This is a genomic window from Saccharopolyspora sp. CA-218241, assembly GCF_050954615.1.
Lineage (GTDB): Bacteria > Actinomycetota > Actinomycetes > Mycobacteriales > Pseudonocardiaceae > Saccharopolyspora > Saccharopolyspora cebuensis.
In genome coordinates this window covers 598,518-614,786 of the sequence record NZ_CP191860.1, presented here as the reverse complement: position 1 = coordinate 614,786, position 16,269 = coordinate 598,518, and the positions used below count along the sequence as shown (strand labels likewise).

The following is a 16,269-nucleotide window of genomic DNA, read 5'->3' as shown; positions in this document are numbered from 1 at the left end:
CGAAACGACATTCGTCGGGAACATCACCCCGCCGGACTTCCTCGCCGAGCGGAACACCACGACTACGACAGGTGAGCCGCCGCGCGAAACGACCGGCCCGCCGCGCCCGGCAGCGCATCCGCCGGTGGGACCATGCCCGGGTGGCCACCGACTCCGACGCAGCTCGGCGCACGTCCGCGCGCAGCCCGAAGGCGCTCGCCGTGGTCGCCCTGCTGGGCGGCGCGCTGCTGGCCGCGCTGCTCGCGACGCCGTCCGCCGGGACGGTCCCCGGCCTCGCATCGCCGGACCCCGCCGTGCGGCTCGGCCTGCCGGTGGCCAGGGTGCTGCTCGACGTCGCGGCCCTGGCCACCGCCGGGCTGGGCCTGCTGCCCCGGCTGCTCACCGGTGCCCGGTCGTCCCGGACGGGCCCGGTGCTGCTCGCCGCCCGGCGGACCGCCGCGGGCACCGCCCTGGCCTGGATGCTGTTCGCGCTGCTGTCGCTGGTGCTGCAGGCCGCCGAGCTCAGCCCCGGCCGACCGGTCAGCGCCGAGCTGATCGCCGACTACGTCGGCACCGTGCCCGCCGGGGCGGGACTGCTGGCCAGCGCGATCGCCGGGCTGCTGTGCGCGGGGCTGGCGCTCGCAGCGGTGCACCGCCCCACCTGGGTCTCCGCCGACCTGGCGCTGGTCGTCGCGCTGCTCGGGCACCTGCCGATCCCGCTGACCGGCCACGCGACCGACGCGCGGCTGCACCAGCTCGGCACGCTGGCGGTGGAGCTGCACGTGCTCGGCGCGGCCGTCTGGGCCGGTGGGCTGCTGGCGGTGGTGCTGTTCGTCGCGCCCCGGCGCGGGCTGCTGGCCGAGGCGATGCCCCGGTTCTCCCGCATCGCCACCGCCGCGCTGCTGGTCGTCGGCGCCTCCGGGCTGGTCAACGCGCTGCTGGAACTGCTCGCCGTGCCGGGCGCGGGGCTCGCCGGGCTGGTCACGACCGGCTACGGGCGGATCGCGCTGGTCAAGGTCGGCTGCCTGGTGGTGCTGGCGGCGATCGCGGCGCGGCTGCGGTTCCGGCTGCTTCCCCGGATCGCCCGGCACCGGCCGACCGCGCTGGTCGGCTGGGCCACCGCCGAGATCGCGGTGATGGGCGTCGCCTACGGCCTCGGCTCGGTCCTCGCCCGGTCGCCGGTCGTCCTCTGAGCGCGACGAGCCCGGGTTAGCGCGGGATGCGCAGCACCTGCCCCACGTAGATGAGGTTCGGGTCGGTGATGCCGTTGAACTCCGCGATGGCGCGCCAGTCGACGCCGAGCCGCTGCCCGATCTCGCTGAGGGTGTCGCCGGGCTGGACGACGTAGGTCTCGACGGGCGGTGGCGGCGGTGGCGGTGGCGGCGCGGGTGCCCCACCGGTGAGGACCGCCAGGTCGACCATCGAGACGTTGAGGTCGGTGTTGCCCGCGATCCCCGGCACCTGCCCCTCGGAGGAGTGCTGGTGCATCACCACGCGGTCGGTGAGGTAACCGGGTTCCCCGGGGGCGCGGCCGTAGTGGGCGACCCACAGCGACACGCCGGGGTCGATCCACGAGTCGGTGCCGAGCTTGCCGCTGAACCACGAGGTCGAGGCGTAGACGACGACCTCGTGCCTGCCGGTGTGGCCCCGGATGGCGTCGATGAACCCCTTGACCCAGCCCGCCAGGTTCGGCGCGTCGGTCTCGATGTCCAGGCACGGCGGGAGGTTCCCCGGCGCGCTGGAGCCGAGCCGGTGGAGCTGCGCGGCGAAGTCGGCGGCGTCCTGCTGCGGGGTGTTGGTGTCCGGGCGGGCGTAGTGGTAGAGCCCGGTGACCATCCCGGCGCCCCGCGCACCGGCGAGCTGGGCGTCGAGCGTCGGGCTGACGTAGCCGATGCCCTCGGTCGCCTTGATGTAGGTGAAGGCGTATCCCGCCCCGCGCACCGCACCCCAGTCCGGCTCGCCCTGGTACCGCGCCACGTCGATTCCCGGAATGCGCACTGCCATGTGGTACCCCCTGTGAACGGCGTCGTGCTGAGCCAAACTATCGAAGCCGAACAGTTCCGGACTCCCGCCGTTCAGGTCAAGATCCCCACCCGGTCGGTCGATTCCCGCGTGTTTTCGGTGTGTCTTCTTCATTTTCGTTCCCGGTTGATCCGCCGCGTCCGCTATGCCCGCCTCCACCCGGACGGCCCAGGGTTGACCACTCGTTCGGTGGGCAACCCCGGTGCTGGTCGCGCGTCTCCCGAACAGCAGAACCGCACAGGATCCCCGCAGGAGCGGGGAAGTGGAGGTGGTCCCGATGACCTCGCGACGTCCGACGATCTCGCGCCGACCGTTCCGGGCCGGCTGGTGCACGGCGGGAGCGCTGCTGCTGGCCGCCGCGGTGTCCGGATGCGGCGCCTCGTCCGGGGAGCTGAGCGGGATGAGCATCCCGCCCGCCGAACCCCCGCCCGCGCCGGAACCGGTGTCGGCGACCGCTCAGGAGCCGGAGACCGGGAGCACCCCGGTCACCGAGGACGACGCGGAGCAGCCGGCCCGCCCCACCGACGAGACCACCCGCTGCCACACCTCGATGCTCAGCGGCACGGTCGAGGAGGGCGACGCGGGCGCCGGTCAGCGCTACGCCGAGCTGGTGCTGCGCAACTCCAGCGGGCAGACCTGCACGCTCTACGGCTACGGCGGGCTGGAGCTGATCGGCCAGGACGGCGCGCCGCTGCCGACCGACCTGGAGCGGGTGCCGAACCCGGGCCCGGCGCTGATCACCCTGTCCCCCGGCGAGACCGCCAGCGCCACGCTGCACTGGACGGCCGTGCCGCACGGGGGCGAACCGGTCGACCAGCCGTGCCAGCCCACCCCGGCGCGGCTCGCGGTGATCCCGCCGGACGAGACCGACTCCCTCCGGGTCGACTGGCCGTTCGGCCCGGTCTGCGGCTTCGGCTCGATGGACGGCACCGCCTACCACCAGTGACACGGGCGCGGCCCGGTCGGCGGGGAGTGCTGGCCGGGCCGGGCGCGGTGTGCTGGGGTGGACGCCATGAGCGAGGCGACCGAGCAGGAGTTCAGCGTGCCCAGCGGCGAGCTGCGGGTGCGCACCTGGGAGCCGCACGACCCCGCGTGGATCGCGCTGGTCGTGCACGGGTACGGCGAGCACTCCGGCCGGTACGGGTGGGTGGCCGACCAGCTCGTGGCCGCACGCGCGGTGGTGTGCGCGCCGGACCACGTCGGGCACGGGCACTCGCCGGGCGAGCGGGCGCTGATCGAGCACCCGGGGACCGTGCTCGCCGACCTCGACGCGGTGCTCGACCAGGTCGTCGAGCGGCATCCGGGGCTGCCCCTGGTGCTCATCGGGCACTCGATGGGCGGCATGTTCGCGGTCCGCTACGCCCAGCTCCACCGGGACAAGCTGGCCGCCCTGGTGCTGTCGGCCCCGGTGCTGGGCACCTGGCACGTGCTGGACCTGCTGGAGCTGGAGATCATCCCGGAGACGCCGATCGACCCGGCCAGCCTGTCCCGCGACCCGCGGGTGGGCGTCGACTACGCGGAGGACCCGCTGGTCTGGCACGGCCCGTTCAAGCGGCCGACGCTGGAGACCGTCGACCGGTGCCTGGAGGACATCAGCATCAGCCCGGCGCTGGGGGTGCCGACGCTGTGGCTGCACGGCGAGGACGACGACCTGGTCCCGGAGGCCGACACCCGGCACGGCATCGACCAGGTGCGCGGCGAGGACTTCTTCGAGCACATCTACCCGGGCGCCCGGCACGAGCTGTTCAACGAGACCAACCGGGCCGAGGTGCTGGAGGACGTAGTGACCTTCGTCGGCAGAGCGCTGAGCCGCTGAGCCTGGTTGGTCCCGTTGCGTGGCGGTGCCGGTGGCGGAACCTCAGCGGCCGTGCAAGTTGCGAGGGGGGGGTAGTGCGGAAGCGGCTTTCGCCGCTTGCCTGACCGTGGTTGCTGGTGGCGCGTGCGTGGGGCAAAGCGGAAGCGGCTTTCGCCGCTTGCCTGACTGTGGTTGCTGATGGCGCGTGCGTGGGCACTTCGGCCTTGCCGCTTGCCTGACTGTGGTTCCGTTCGGCGCGTGCGGGGGCGTGCGACCTTCTCCTCCGGCTTTCGGACCTGGAAGCTGAACGGAGCCTGCGGAGGTGGTCAAGGAATACCTCTTCGGGTGAGGCGTGTCGCTTGCGGACTTGCAGGTCAGCGACCTGGGGGGCACGTTGGGGCCAGCGGCGGCTGGTCCGCGACCACGGCGAGCGAACGGGGGGGCCATGAAGGATGTCGAGCGCGCCCAGGACCTGATCGGCACACCGGTCTTCGACCGGGACGGTGCCCGGATCGGCCGGGTCGGCAACGTCTACGTCGACGACGTCACCCAGCAGCCCGAATGGGTGACGGTGCGGATGGGGTTGCTCGGCATCCGGGAGACCTTCGTCCCGCTCAACGGCGCCGCCGCCAGCGAGGACCGGCTGGACGTGGGGGTGTCCAAGGCGCGGGTGAAGAGCGCACCGCGGGTCGACGCCGAGCACGGGCACCTCTCCGACCGGGAGGGCACCAGCCTCTTCGCGCACTACGGCCTCGACGACGCCGACGAGCCGCGCACCGCGGACGCGTAGGGATCACCTGATCAACCCTTCGTGTTCCGGGCTCCGTGCGGGACAATGCTCGCGCGATGGTTGCCCACTCCGAACTCGAACTCCTGATCACCGTCGTCGCCGCGGCCGACGACGAGCCATCCGCGCACGCCGCGTGCGGTCCCCTGGTGGAGCGCGTCGGCGGCCGGATCGTGCAGTCCGGCGACTGCTCCGACGAGGAACCCGGCTGCTGGTCGGTCACGATCGCGCGGGACTGCGCGGGCACCGGCGGGCACGTCGCCGGGCTGTCCCGGGCGGTGCGCAACTTCCTGCGCGAACTCGGTCCCGAGTACGCCCGGCACCACGTGGCCTGCGAGCCGCCGACGGCGTGGACGGTGGTGGAGCATCCGGAGCTCGTCACCGCGCTGGTCCCCGGCGGTGAGCGGATCCTGGTCGAGGCGTGGTCGGACGGGCCGCTGCTGACGCCCGCGCGGCGGGCCGAGCCGGAACCCCCCGCCGCTGCGGAATCCGCTCCGGTGCTCGGCGAGCACGACGGGTCCGGCCGACCGCACCCCCGGCTCCGGCTGCGGGTGGAGGTGCGCACCGACCGGGCCGCCGGTGCCGAGTGGCCGGCCCGCGCCCTGGCCGCCCGGTTGTCCCGGACCGCCGAGCTGTTGAGCTCCCGCAGCGCCCCACCGGTGGTCCGGGTGGAGCTGGACCTGGGCCCGACGGCGGGGGAACCGGCGGAGATCGCGGGCTCGGCCGCGGTGGCGCTGGGCGGCGAGGGCTGGTCGACGCCGGAACTCGACGAGCGCGGCGCCGTCGTGCGGTGGTCCGCGCGACCGGTTCCGGCCCGCGGGGTGAGCGCCGTCGAGATCGTCGCCGCACGTTCCACAGTGGACGCACCAGCGGTCGCGGCGGGCGGCTCGCCGTGATCGGCCCGCCCGCACCGCCCTGGCTGCGAGCACGGGCGCCGCAGGCGCTAACTTGTTGATCGTTGCACCACCCGTCCCGCGAGCAGCCGGAGGGCCCAGAGACATGGCAGGCGTGGAAGAGGTTCGCGCAGGCATCGCGCTGGCCAACCAGAAGACGACCGAGAGCATCGCCGCGCTGCAACAGGCCGCGATGGGCCTGGAGGAGGCGCAGCAGGCCCTCGCCGAAGCGACCCAGGGCAGCGCGCAGGAGGAGATGCAGCACGCGCACGGATCGCTGGCCGAGGTGATCCAGACCCTCGTCGGCGCGCAGAGCATCCTCAACGCCACGATCGCCTCCACCGAGGGCTACGCGGGGCGGCTGTAACCCGTGTCGGCGCTGGGTGATGTCCTCGAAGCGCTGCGGCTGGTCGAGGAGCGCCTCGACGAGGCCCGCGGCCAGCTCGCCGGGAGCCGGGAACTGCTGGGGCAGGCGGTCACCGCGCTGACCCGGCTGGATCCGGAGAACCCGGAGTCCGTCGTGCCGCCGGGCTACGGCCGCGCGGACGACCAGATCGAGCGATCGCAGGCGGCGATCGAGCAGATCATGGACACCCTGCGCGATTTCGCCGCCCGTCTGTAACCACCGGAAATCCCGTCAGGTGGCCAGCGGACTGCTCGGACGATCTCCTGGTGGTACTTTGCTCACGGTCCGTGACGAAAAGTCCCCGAGGTGAGGTGTGCGCAAACGCAACGAGCGGCGGGTCCGCATCGAGGCAGCCTTCGACCGCCTGCGCACGAGCATCGCCGCCGCGCTCGGTGCCGCCGAGAACGAGCACGCCCGCGTCGTCGCCGATCGCGCCGAGCAGGAGTTCGCGCTGCGGATCGCCCAGCACGGGGTGGCCGCGGTGTGGCGCGATCCGGCGCAGGTCACCGAGCGGCCCGACGACCCGGCGTTCCGCGCCGCGCTGAACACCGCGCTGCGGGAACGCGAGGAGAACTACGCCGAGTGGACCGAGCGGGGCCCGGACGGGATCGGCGCGCTCGTCGACGCCGAGGCCCCCGGCTCGGCGGGTGAGCCGTGGCCGGACTGGCTCGGTCGGGTCGGCTCCGCGCAGACCCCACCCGGGCTGTGGCGGATCGGCACCGCGACCGTGCCCGACGCCCCCGCCGCGCGCCCGTTCCCCGCCGCCGTCCCGCTGCTCGACGAGTCGCACCTGCGGATCAGCACCGGCGGCTCCTCCGCCGACGTCGCCGAGACCCTGGTGCAGAACCTGCTGCTGCGGCTGCTCAGCCACTTCCAGCCCGGGATGGTCCGGGTCCACGTCTGGGACGTCGCGCAGCTCACCGGCACCTTCCCCGGGCTCTACCCGCTCACCGGCGCCGGCCTGCTCACCGTGCACGACCCGACCCGGCTCGACGAGATGCTGGAAGTGCTGTCCGACCACATCCGGCGCATCCACACCGGATCGCTGCTGGGCGGGCACACCTCGCTGCGGTCGCTGGCCGCCGAGACCGGGCACCGCAGCGAACCGTGGCGGATCGCGGTGCTGCTCGGCAACGGCGAGGCGCTGCGGGAGGAACAGCAGCAGCAGCTCCAGCGGATCGCCCGCAACGGCCTGGCCTGCGGCATCCAGCTCATCGCGGTGGACCTGACGATGACCGTGAACAGCGCCGTCGAATCCATCACGCTGCTCGACGGCGAGCACGCCCGCGCCAGCACGACCGGCCCGGACGCGCTGGTCCGGCTGGACGACGCGCCGCCCGGACCCGAGATCAGCAAGGCGTCCTCGGCGATCGCGGAGGTCTTCGAGGCCCGGCGCGCCCGGGTCCGCACCTTCGCCGACCTGGTGCCCGACCGGTTGTGGACGCAGCGCTCGACGGCCGGGCTGCACGCGCCGGTCGGCTTCGCCGAAGGCGAGCCGGTGTGGATCGGCCTCGGTGACGCCAGCCCGCACACCCTCATCGGCGGCCCCAGCGGCTCGGGCAAGACGAACTTCCTCTACGGGATGCTGGGCAGCCTCGCCGCCCGGTACTCGCCCGACGAGCTGGAGCTCTACCTGCTCGACTTCAAGGAAGGTGTGTCCTTCGCCCAGTTCACCCCAGGCCGCCGCGACCCGACCTGGCTGCCGCACGCCCAGCTCGTCGGGGTCAACGTCAACGCCGACCGCGAGTTCGGCCTGGCGCTGCTGCGGTTCCTGTCCGCCGAGATGCGCCGGCGCGCCGACGTCGCCAAGGAGCACGAGGTCACCAAGCTGGAGGAGCTGCGCGCCGAGGACCCCGACGGGCGCTGGCCCCGGATCGTCGCGGTCATCGACGAGTTCCAGTACCTGTTCGCCGAACGCGACGCCGTGTCCGCGCAGGCCACCACGCTGCTGGAGGACGTCGCCCGGCGCGGCCGGTCGCAGGGCATCCACCTGGTGCTGGCCAGCCAGGACGTCTCGGGCATCGAGGCGTTCTGGGGCAAGCCCGCGATCTTCGAGCAGTTCATCCTCCGGATCGCGCTGCCCAAGGCGCGGCGGGTGCTGGCCGAGACCAACCAGGCCGCGCTGGAGCTGCCGCGCTGGCACGCCGTGGTCAACCACGAATCCGGCGTCAAGCACGGCAACGAGATCGCCCGCGTCCCCGACGCCACCGCCCGCGACACCCTCGACGTGCTCCAGCGCAAGCTCTGGGAGCAGCGCGAACCCGGCGCCGCGCCACCGCGCCTGTTCGACGGCTCGAACCTGCCGGTGCTCTCCGAGCTCGCCGACTTCACCGCGCTGCGCGCCCCGGCACGAGCCCCCCGGGTGCTGCTGGGGCAGGTCATCGACGTCGCCGGGACCGCGGCGGCGGTGCGGCTGCCGCAGTCGCCGGGGCGCAACCTCGCGGTGATCGGCTCGGTTCGCGAGGACGCCACCAGCGTGCTCGGCGCCGCCGCGCTGTCCCTGGCCCGCCAGCACGCCCCCGGCGACGCCGAGTTCACCGTGGCCGGGCTGCTCGACGACGCCGCGGCCGATGCCACCGCCACCGCCGAGGCGCTGCGCGCCGCCGGGCACCACGTCGCGCTGATCGGGATGGACGGCATCGCCGCCGCGCTGGCCGACCTCGCCGCCACCGTGCGCGCCCGGACCGCGGCGCGACCGCACTACCTGCTGCTCTACGCCGCCGACGCGGCGCACACCGTGCTGGAGGAGAAGCCCGGACCGGGGCAGCCCAGCGGGATGGACCACCTGCGGACCGCGCTCAAGCAGGGTCCGGAGCTCGGCGTGCACGTCCTCGGCTGGTGGCGCAGCGTCCAGCGGGTCAAGACCAGCGTCGGGATGGGCCCGGTCGACGACATCGGTGCGTGGGTCGCCTTCGACGTGCACGGCTCCGAGCTGTCCCCGTTCGCCGCCGGGCAGGTCGTGAGCTGGTCCCCGCGCGCCCGCCGCGGGCTGTTCTTCGACCGCGCGACGCATTCCCGTCCCGAAGTGATCCTGCCGTTCGACCTGGCGGCAGCGCAGGAGGCGACCGATGGCTGAGCAGTCCGCCGCCGCCCGCTACAAGGAGCTGACCGCGCTGGCCACCGCCGCGGGCAAGTTCCAGCGCCGCCACGAGCAGGTCCGGGCCGTCGAGCTCGGCGAGGTCGTGGCCCAGGGCAGGCAGCGCATCGAGGAGTCCGAGGCCCACCGCGACGAGGTCGTCGCCGAGGTGCGCAAGCGGTGGAACGCCGCGATGGAAGCGCTCTGGGACGAACGCTGGTTCCGCGGCGAGGGGATGCCCGCACCGGACCGCGACGCCCCCGCCGCGCCGGGCGAGGAGTCGGTGCGCATGGTCCAGCTCGCGTTCCTCGGCCTGCACGAAGCCCTGGGCAAGGCCTCCCGCTTCTCCCGCCGCAACCGACGCTGACCCCGGACCCGACCACCGAGTCGGTTGCGGAGCGGTGCGGGTGGCGGAACCTCAGCGGCCTTCTCGCTCCGGGAGCCGCTCCTCGTGTACAAACGCGTACACGGCGTCGCGGCTGTCCTCGCGAAAAGGCCGCTGAGAACCCGCGGCGGTGCAAGCTGCGTGCGTGGGGCAAAGCGGAAGCGGCTTCGCCGCTTGCCTGACGGTGGTCGGGTTTGGCTCGTGCGTGGGCGGCTTCGGCTTCGCCGGTTGGCTGCTACGACCGAAACCGATCCCCACAGACGGCCTTGAGGAATTTTTCCCACTGCTCGCCTGAAAGCGCGAGGTGCCCGGCCCCGTGGTCCTTGCTGTCGCGCACGGCGGTGCGGTCCCCGAGGCGGCCGACCTCCACGCAGGAGTCGTTCGGGTTCGAGCGGCTCGACTTGTGCCAGACCGGTTCCGGTTCTCTCACGATGCGTGGCTCCTCTCCCACTGCTCGGCGATGCCCTCCATGAGCTCCACCGATTCCTCCGGCTGCAGGGCCGTTCCGTCCATGTTGACGAGCGCTTTGCGATAGGCCTCGACGTCCTTCTGGTCGTAGAGGAACGCGGGGCCCCGGTAGTGCTCCAGGTGCACGATCGGCGCCGCCTTCTCGAATTCGAAGAGGACGAACGATCCGTTGTGCGCCAGCGTCCACCGCTGGCCGCCGCGCGGGATCAGCCGGACGCGGACCTCCCCGCCGCGCGCGACGTCGATCAGGTGCCGGATCTGCCCGCGCATCACGGCGGGGCCGCCGAGCCCTTCGGCGAGCACCCGTTCGGCGACGATCGCCTCCAGCCGTCCGCCGGAGAGCACCGCCGCGCCGCGCGCCATCCGCAGCTCGACCCGGACCTCGCGCTCGTCGCCGGACACGATGGACATCACCTCGTCGGCGTACTCCCTGGTCTGGAGCGGTCCGGGCACCACGAGCGGCGCGACGTGCACGATGCGGTCGGCGGCCCGTTCGAAGGCCGCGATGTTGAGCAGGTGCTTGCGGGGGCCGGAACGGGATTCGGCGGTGTGGGCGCCCAGCGCCCGGCGCCCCAGCGCCATCAGCTCGTCGTATCGGCGGGAATCGATGCTCAGCGCGGTGAGCAGCCGACCGAGGATTTCCTCGGACGGCGTTCGGATGCCCGTTTCGTAGCGGGATACCGCGGCGGGCCCCAGCCCGATGACCGCGGAGAGCGCGCGAACGGTGAACCCGGCTTCGGTGCGGAGCTGGCGCAGTTCAGCACCGAGCAGCCGGGCCTGCGGGGAATGGTGCTCGACATCTCCGGCCATAAGACCAGGATAGGCTGAAATTCGCGGTTCTCGATCACTCGACCGGGGAATTGATCAGCGCAAATCCGGACGCCTTTTTTGATTCCGGAACTACGCGATCCCGCGTCGACACCCGCCGTTCACCTGTGCGCCGCCCGGCCCGGTGCCGACCTGGTGCCAGTTCGCGCGCCGCCGACGCCGATGATCGGGGGATGCGCGAGTTGCCGACCCCCGCCGCCGTGGCCGCCGCGACCGAGGACCCCCTGCTCCGCTGGGGAGCCCAGGCGCTCATGCCCGAGCACCCGCACGCCCGCGGGTCCGCGTGGTGCTCGGGCGCGGCAGTGGCCGTGCTGGCGCCCGGGCTCAACCGGGCGGACCGGCTGCTGTTCACCGGGCCCGCCGACGACGCGACCCGGCTGCTGGCCGCGCTGCTGCCGGGGCTCGGTCCCGGCCGGTGGCGAGTGACCGCCTCGACCGCCCTGGCGCACCGGGTGGCCGACCGGCTGGAGCTGCCGGTGCGGGGCACCTTCGGCTGGATGGACCTGCGCGCTCCCGCTCCGGCCGACGTCCCGGCCGGCGTGGGCTGGCTGCCCGCCGGGTCGGCCGCGGAGGTGACCGCCCTGCTGCGCACCGCCAACCCCCGCTCGTACCTGTTCCCGGACGATCCCGGCGCGGTGCGCTGGGCGGGGGTGCGCGGCGCGGACGGGACCCTGCTGTCGGTGGGCGCCGACGCCTGGCCCGCCCCGGACCTGCGCTTCATCGCGGGCGTGGCGACCCATCCGGCGAGCCGCGGCCAGCATCTGTCCACAATGGTCTGCGCGTTCCTGGTCCGGGAGCTGGCCCGGCACGGCGACGTGGCGCTGATGGCCGACGCCGACAACGCCCCGGCGCTGCGGCTGTACCGGGGGCTGGGGTTCGAGTACCGGTCGGTCACCGCACTGGGCTGATCCCGCACCGGGCTGATCCCGCACCGGGCTGCCCTCGCACCGGGCCGATCCCGGGCTGATCAGCACATCGGGTCGCCCGGGGCGCGGCGCGCGACGGATGCCCGCACCGGCTGCGCGGCAGTAGTGTGGGGACATGCGGTCCCACCTGCCGAAGCCGAGCCGACCGCGGTGAGCACCACGCCGCTGCCCGCCGGGTCGCTGCGCGCCACCTCGCTGAACGCCGCGCGTCGCGCCACCGAGCTGTCCACAATGGCCGACGATGCGGTCGACGTGCTGGTCGTCGGCGGTGGCGTGGTCGGCACCGGTGCGGCGCTGGACGCCGCGGCGCGCGGGCTGTCGGTGGTGCTGCTGGAGGCCGAGGACCTGGCCTGGGGATCGTCGCGCTGGTCCGGCAAACTGCTCGGCGGCGGGCTGCCCGCCGCCGGGACCTCCGCCGCCCACGTCCCCGCCGACCTGCGGCACGCCCGGGCGCGCGCGGTCGAGCGCCACGTCCTGATGACCCGCACCGCACCGCACCTGACCCGGACGCTGCCGCTGCTGACCCCGGTCCCGGCGGAGACCTCGCGGCGCACCGAGGCGCTGCGCACCGCGGCCCTGCACGCCGACGACGCACTGCGCCGCGCCGCGCGCACCCCGGCCGACGTGGTACCTCCGCCGCGGCGCATCCCGACCGCCGAAGCGCTCGCCCTGGTCCCCGGTCTGCGCACCGCGGACCTGCGCGCCGCGCTGCTCGGCTTCACCGGCCAACTGGTCGACGACGCGCGGCTGGTCGTCGCGCTGGCCCGCACCGCGGCGGCGTTCGGCGCGCGGGTGCTCACCCGGGTGCGGGTGCGGTCGGTCGACGCCGAAGGGGCCGACGCCGTCGACGAGCGCACCGGCGAAGCGCTGCGGGTGCGGGCCCGCTCGGTGATCAACGCCGCCGGAGCCTGGGCCGACCGGCTCGCCGAGGACCTGCGGCTCACCACCCGCCGCAGCGGCCACGTGCTGCTCGACGCCGACGCCGCCGGGCTCGCCGGGACCGGCCTGGTCGCGCCCGGCGGTCTGCTGCTGGTCCCGCGACCGGACGGCACCGCCCTGCTCAGCAGCGCGGAAGCCCCGGCCACCGGCGCCCCGGCCCTCCCGGAATCCGATGTGGACGACCTGCTGGCCGCGATCAGCGCGGTGCTGTCCCGACCGGTCGGCCGCGAGCACGTGCTCGGGACCTTCGCCGGGCTCGTCGCCCGCCCCGCCGACCACCCCGGCCCCGGACCGGTGGTGCGGACTTCACCCGACCGGGTCGTCACGGTGCTCGACGCGGAGCTGACCACCTACCGCAAGGCCGCGGCCGAAGCCGTGGACGCCGCCGTGCGGGCCGCCGCGCTGCCCGCGGGACCGTCCCGCACCACCGCCATCGCGCTGGTCGGCGCGACCGAGCGCCGCCACCTGGCCGAGGTGCCCGCCGACCCGCGGCTGGTCGCGAAGTACGGCACCGAGGCGGCGCGGGTGGCTTCGCTGGCCGAACTCGACCCGGACCTGGCCGAGCGCGTCGCCCCGGACGTCGCGCTCACCGCCGCCGAGGTGCTGTGGGCGGTGCGGCACGAAGCCGCGCTGGACGCCGAGGACGTGCTGGACCGGCGCAGCAGGATCGGCCTCGACCCCGCCCGCCGGGACGCCGCCCGGCCCGCGGTGACCGCGCTCGTCGAACGCGCCCTGCACGGGGTGCTCGCGGGGTAGCCGCCGCCCGGAGATGCGTTCACCCCCGGCCGCGGGCAGCATCGACGGCGCGGCGCAGGGGGCGCCGCGCGGAGACGGGGGGATCGGATGGTGCGACGGACTTTCGGCGCGGTGGGCGCCTTCGCGGCGGTCGTGGCGCTCGGCGGGACGGCGACGGCAGGTGCGGTCGGCGGCGCGGCGCTCGGCCCGGAGGGGTACCGGACGCTGCAGCTCGGGCAGAGCGAGCAGCAGGCGGTGGCCACCGGGTTGCTGGTGGACCGGCAGCAGCCCGGGGACTGCGTCTTCTACCGGCTGCGCTCCGACGAGGGCCAGGCCAACCCGGGCAGCGGCGTGTTCATCGACCCGCGGCTCGGCGTGGTGATGATCGGCGGCACCGACCGCATCCGCACGCCCGGGGGGATCGGGTACGGGTCCACCCTCGCCGAGGTCCGCGCCGCCCACCCCGACTTGGAACCGGAAGGCCCGACCGGATTCGTCCACGAGGCCGACGTGCCCGGTCACCACGCCAACGAGTACCGCTTCGCCTTCGGTCCGGACGACCGGGTCACCGACTTCGGCCTGGAAGGCCCGGAGCTCGGGGTGTGCGATTCGGACGACGACCCCGACACCGCGGACGTCGACCTGCACGACATCGATACCGACGACCTGCACGACGACGACTGACCGGGCACGCTCCACCACGGACGGTGGCGAACCGGACACTTTTTCGCGTTCGCCCCATCCGCCGGTTCTGACCAGGCACAATGGCGCCGAATCGGACCGAAGGAGCGAGTGTGGGAACCAGCGGGTTGGAGATCGACCGGATCTCCAAGCGCTACGGGGACGTCGTCGCGCTGCGCGAGATGTCGTTCACCGTGGACGCGGGCGAGATGTTCGGTTTCGTCGGCAGCAACGGCGCGGGCAAGACCACCACGATGCGGATCGCCCTGGGGGTGCTGGCGGCCGACTCCGGCGAGGTCCGCTTCGGCGGCGCTCCGCTGGACCTGCGGTTGCGCCGCCGGATCGGCTACATGCCCGAGGAGCGCGGGCTCTACCCGAAGATGAAGGTCGACGAGCAGCTCGCCTACCTGGGCGAGCTGCACGGCATGAGTCACCGGGACGCCCGCGCCGCCGCCCAGCGCTGGACCGAACGGCTCGGCATCGCCCAGCGCCGCCGCGACGCCGTCGAGAAGCTCAGCCTCGGCAACCAGCAACGCGTGCAGCTCGCCGCCGCGCTGGTGCACGACCCGGACGTGCTGGTGCTCGACGAGCCGTTCTCCGGGCTGGACCCGGTGGCGGTGGACGTGATGAGCGGCGTGCTGCGGGAGAAGTGCGACGCGGGCGTCCCGGTGGTCTTCTCCAGCCACCAGCTCGACCTGGTGCAGCGGCTCTGCGACCGGGTCGGCATCGTCCGCGCCGGTGAGCTCGTGGCCAGCGGCACCGTCGCCGAACTGCGCGACAGCGGTCCGGTGACGCTGATCGTCGACGCCCCCGACGCCGCACCCGGCTGGGCCGATGCGCTGCCCGGCGCCACCGCGCTGGCCACCGACGGCACCCGCACCACGCTGCGGCTGGAGCCCGGCACCGACGACCAGTCGGTGCTGCACGCCGCGCTGGCCACCGGACCGGTGCGGGAGTTCACCCGGCACCGCCCCGCCCTCACCGAACTCTTCCGCAACGTCGTCACCGAGGAGCCCGCCGCATGAACCCGATCTGGTTGGTGGCCAAGCGCGAGATCAGCACCCGGGTGCGGACCCGGGCGTTCGTGCTCGGCATCGTGGCCACCCTCGCCATCATCGGCGGTTACGTCGGGCTGATGACGTTCATCGGCTCGCAGGCCGGTTCCACGACCGTCGGCCTCACCCCGTCGGCGAGCGCCGTCGAGCAGCCGCTGGAGCGCAGCACCGCGGCCCTCGACGGTTCCCTCGAGGTCGGCGTCGTCGACGAGCGGACCGGGGAGCGCCTGGTCCGCGAGGGCGACCTCGACGCGCTGGTCACCGGCACGCCGGACGCGCTGCGGCTGGTCGTCGAGGAGGAGCCGGACGGCGCGGTGCGCGCCGCGCTGGACGCCTACGCCCAGCAGCGGGCGCTGGACGCCGAACTGCTCCGCGCCGGTGCCGATCCCGCCCAGGTGCAGGCCGCCGTCGCGGCCTCGGCGGTGACCGTGACCAGCCTGGAGGAGGCCGATCCGCACCGCGGCGAACGGCTCGCGCTGGCGATGGCCGCCGGGGTGCTGCTCTACATGTTCCTGATCATGGCCGTCACGATGGTCTCCCAGGGCGTCGTCGAGGAGAAGTCCAGCCGCGTCGTCGAGCTGCTGCTGTCGACGATCCGGCCCGTCCAGCTGCTCACCGGCAAGGTGCTGGGCATCGGCCTGACCAACCTGCTCCAGCTCGTCATCATCGGCGGCGCGGGCGGGGCCGTCGCGGCGTTCTCCGGCGTGCTCACCCTGCCCAGCTCGGCGGTCGCCGGGACCCTGGTGTGGGCGCTGGTCTGGTTCCTGCTGGGCTACGCGCTGTTCTCCGCCCTGGTCGGCGCGGCGGCCTCGCTGGTGTCCCGGCAGGAGGACCTGCAGAGCGTGACCGGCCCGGTGATGATCCTGCTGGTCGCGCCCTTCGTGGTCGGCGTCGCGATCCTGCCCGGCGATCCGGACAGCACCATCGGGACGTGGTTGTCGCTGGTCCCGGGCTTCTCGTCGATGCTGATGCCGATGCGCATCGCGCTCGGCGTGGCGACGACCTGGCAGATCCTGCTGGCGCTGGTGCTGTCCGTCGTCGGTACGGCCGGGGTGCTGGCCATCGGCGGCCGGATCTACGCCAACGCCATCCTGCGCACCGGCGCCCGGGTCAACCTCCGGGACGCCCTCCGCACCGCCTGACCACCCGTTCGAGGCATGAGTGAGGGGCATCTTCATCCGGCTTACTCGGATGAAGGTGCCCCTCACTCAGTTCCGTCCTCACCCGGACGGGTGGGGTGTGGAGCCGGACGAGGGCGGTGCCGGTCGGCACCGCCCTTCTGTTCGCGGCTGTC

Annotated in this window: 17 protein-coding genes; 14 read left to right on the top strand and 3 right to left on the bottom strand. The window is 73.9% G+C overall.

Going from position 1 to position 16,269, the window contains the following annotated elements; genetic code table 11:
• Nucleotides 1–140: 140 nt before the first annotated feature.
• The gene (locus ACQP0T_RS03135) at nucleotides 141–1,172 is read left to right on the top strand and encodes a copper resistance D family protein (protein WP_433871206.1); all 1,032 of its coding nucleotides are present in this window, start codon (nucleotides 141–143) and stop codon (nucleotides 1,170–1,172) included.
• 16 nt (nucleotides 1,173–1,188) lie between these two features.
• Here the strand turns inward: ACQP0T_RS03135 and ACQP0T_RS03130 are convergent, their stop codons facing one another.
• Nucleotides 1,189–1,983 (bottom strand): GH25 family lysozyme, encoded by a 795-nt coding sequence (locus ACQP0T_RS03130; protein WP_345367333.1) that lies wholly within the window; start codon nucleotides 1,981–1,983, stop codon nucleotides 1,189–1,191.
• 295 nt (nucleotides 1,984–2,278) lie between these two features.
• Here ACQP0T_RS03130 and ACQP0T_RS03125 point away from each other — a divergent pair, with 295 nt between their 5' ends.
• The 8 genes from ACQP0T_RS03125 to ACQP0T_RS03090 all read left to right on the top strand — a co-directional run bounded on the left by ACQP0T_RS03125 (nucleotide 2,279) and on the right by ACQP0T_RS03090 (nucleotide 9,325).
• Nucleotides 2,279–2,947, top strand: coding sequence for a DUF4232 domain-containing protein (locus tag ACQP0T_RS03125; RefSeq protein ID WP_433871205.1), 669 nt, complete (start codon nucleotides 2,279–2,281; stop codon nucleotides 2,945–2,947).
• 66 nt (nucleotides 2,948–3,013) lie between these two features.
• Entirely contained in the window at nucleotides 3,014–3,817 is an 804-nt protein-coding gene (locus tag ACQP0T_RS03120) for an alpha/beta hydrolase (protein ID WP_433871204.1), read from the top strand.
• A gap of 424 nt (nucleotides 3,818–4,241) precedes the next feature.
• Nucleotides 4,242–4,586 (top strand): PRC-barrel domain-containing protein, encoded by a 345-nt coding sequence (locus ACQP0T_RS03115; RefSeq protein ID WP_433871203.1) that lies wholly within the window; start codon nucleotides 4,242–4,244, stop codon nucleotides 4,584–4,586.
• A gap of 56 nt (nucleotides 4,587–4,642) precedes the next feature.
• A complete protein-coding gene (locus tag ACQP0T_RS03110) occupies nucleotides 4,643–5,479 on the top strand; it encodes a hypothetical protein (RefSeq protein WP_433871202.1) in 837 nt (278 codons plus the stop codon).
• A 103-nt stretch (nucleotides 5,480–5,582) separates the two neighbouring features.
• Entirely contained in the window at nucleotides 5,583–5,843 is a 261-nt protein-coding gene (locus ACQP0T_RS03105; protein WP_345367343.1) for a hypothetical protein, read from the top strand.
• A 3-nt stretch (nucleotides 5,844–5,846) separates the two neighbouring features.
• The gene (locus ACQP0T_RS03100; protein WP_433871201.1) at nucleotides 5,847–6,098 is read left to right on the top strand and encodes a hypothetical protein; all 252 of its coding nucleotides are present in this window, start codon (nucleotides 5,847–5,849) and stop codon (nucleotides 6,096–6,098) included.
• Between the two features lie 97 nt (nucleotides 6,099–6,195).
• Entirely contained in the window at nucleotides 6,196–8,958 is a 2,763-nt protein-coding gene (locus tag ACQP0T_RS03095; RefSeq protein ID WP_433871200.1) for an FtsK/SpoIIIE domain-containing protein, read from the top strand.
• Nucleotides 8,951–9,325, top strand: a complete 375-nt coding sequence (locus ACQP0T_RS03090; RefSeq protein ID WP_433871199.1) for a hypothetical protein — start codon at nucleotides 8,951–8,953, stop codon at nucleotides 9,323–9,325. The genes ACQP0T_RS03095 and ACQP0T_RS03090 overlap by 8 nt, the downstream gene beginning before the upstream one ends.
• Before the next feature lie 253 nt (nucleotides 9,326–9,578).
• Here the strand turns inward: ACQP0T_RS03090 and ACQP0T_RS03085 are convergent, their stop codons facing one another.
• Nucleotides 9,579–9,773 carry a DUF397 domain-containing protein gene (locus tag ACQP0T_RS03085; protein WP_433871198.1) on the bottom strand — a complete coding sequence of 65 codons (195 nt, stop codon included), beginning with the start codon at nucleotides 9,771–9,773 and terminating at the stop codon, nucleotides 9,579–9,581.
• On the bottom strand, nucleotides 9,770–10,621 hold the full coding sequence (locus ACQP0T_RS03080; protein ID WP_433871197.1) for a helix-turn-helix domain-containing protein: 852 nt from the start codon (nucleotides 10,619–10,621) through the stop codon (nucleotides 9,770–9,772). The genes ACQP0T_RS03085 and ACQP0T_RS03080 overlap by 4 nt, the downstream gene beginning before the upstream one ends.
• A 191-nt stretch (nucleotides 10,622–10,812) precedes the next feature.
• Here ACQP0T_RS03080 and ACQP0T_RS03075 point away from each other — a divergent pair, with 191 nt between their 5' ends.
• From ACQP0T_RS03075 to ACQP0T_RS03055, 5 genes are all read left to right on the top strand, one after another.
• Nucleotides 10,813–11,547, top strand: a complete 735-nt coding sequence (locus ACQP0T_RS03075) for a GNAT family N-acetyltransferase (RefSeq protein ID WP_433871196.1) — start codon at nucleotides 10,813–10,815, stop codon at nucleotides 11,545–11,547.
• Between the two features lie 249 nt (nucleotides 11,548–11,796).
• Complete coding sequence (locus ACQP0T_RS03070; protein WP_433873579.1) at nucleotides 11,797–13,260, top strand: FAD-dependent oxidoreductase; 1,464 nt, start codon at nucleotides 11,797–11,799, stop codon at nucleotides 13,258–13,260.
• Between the two features lie 87 nt (nucleotides 13,261–13,347).
• Complete coding sequence (locus ACQP0T_RS03065; RefSeq protein WP_433871195.1) at nucleotides 13,348–13,923, top strand: hypothetical protein; 576 nt, start codon at nucleotides 13,348–13,350, stop codon at nucleotides 13,921–13,923.
• A gap of 80 nt (nucleotides 13,924–14,003) precedes the next feature.
• Nucleotides 14,004–14,945 carry an ABC transporter ATP-binding protein gene (locus tag ACQP0T_RS03060; RefSeq protein ID WP_433871194.1) on the top strand — a complete coding sequence of 314 codons (942 nt, stop codon included), beginning with the start codon at nucleotides 14,004–14,006 and terminating at the stop codon, nucleotides 14,943–14,945.
• Nucleotides 14,942–16,117 carry an ABC transporter permease gene (locus tag ACQP0T_RS03055; RefSeq protein WP_433871193.1) on the top strand — a complete coding sequence of 392 codons (1,176 nt, stop codon included), beginning with the start codon at nucleotides 14,942–14,944 and terminating at the stop codon, nucleotides 16,115–16,117. Before ACQP0T_RS03060 ends, ACQP0T_RS03055 begins: the two co-directional genes overlap by 4 nt.
• Nucleotides 16,118–16,269 lie beyond the last annotated feature (152 nt).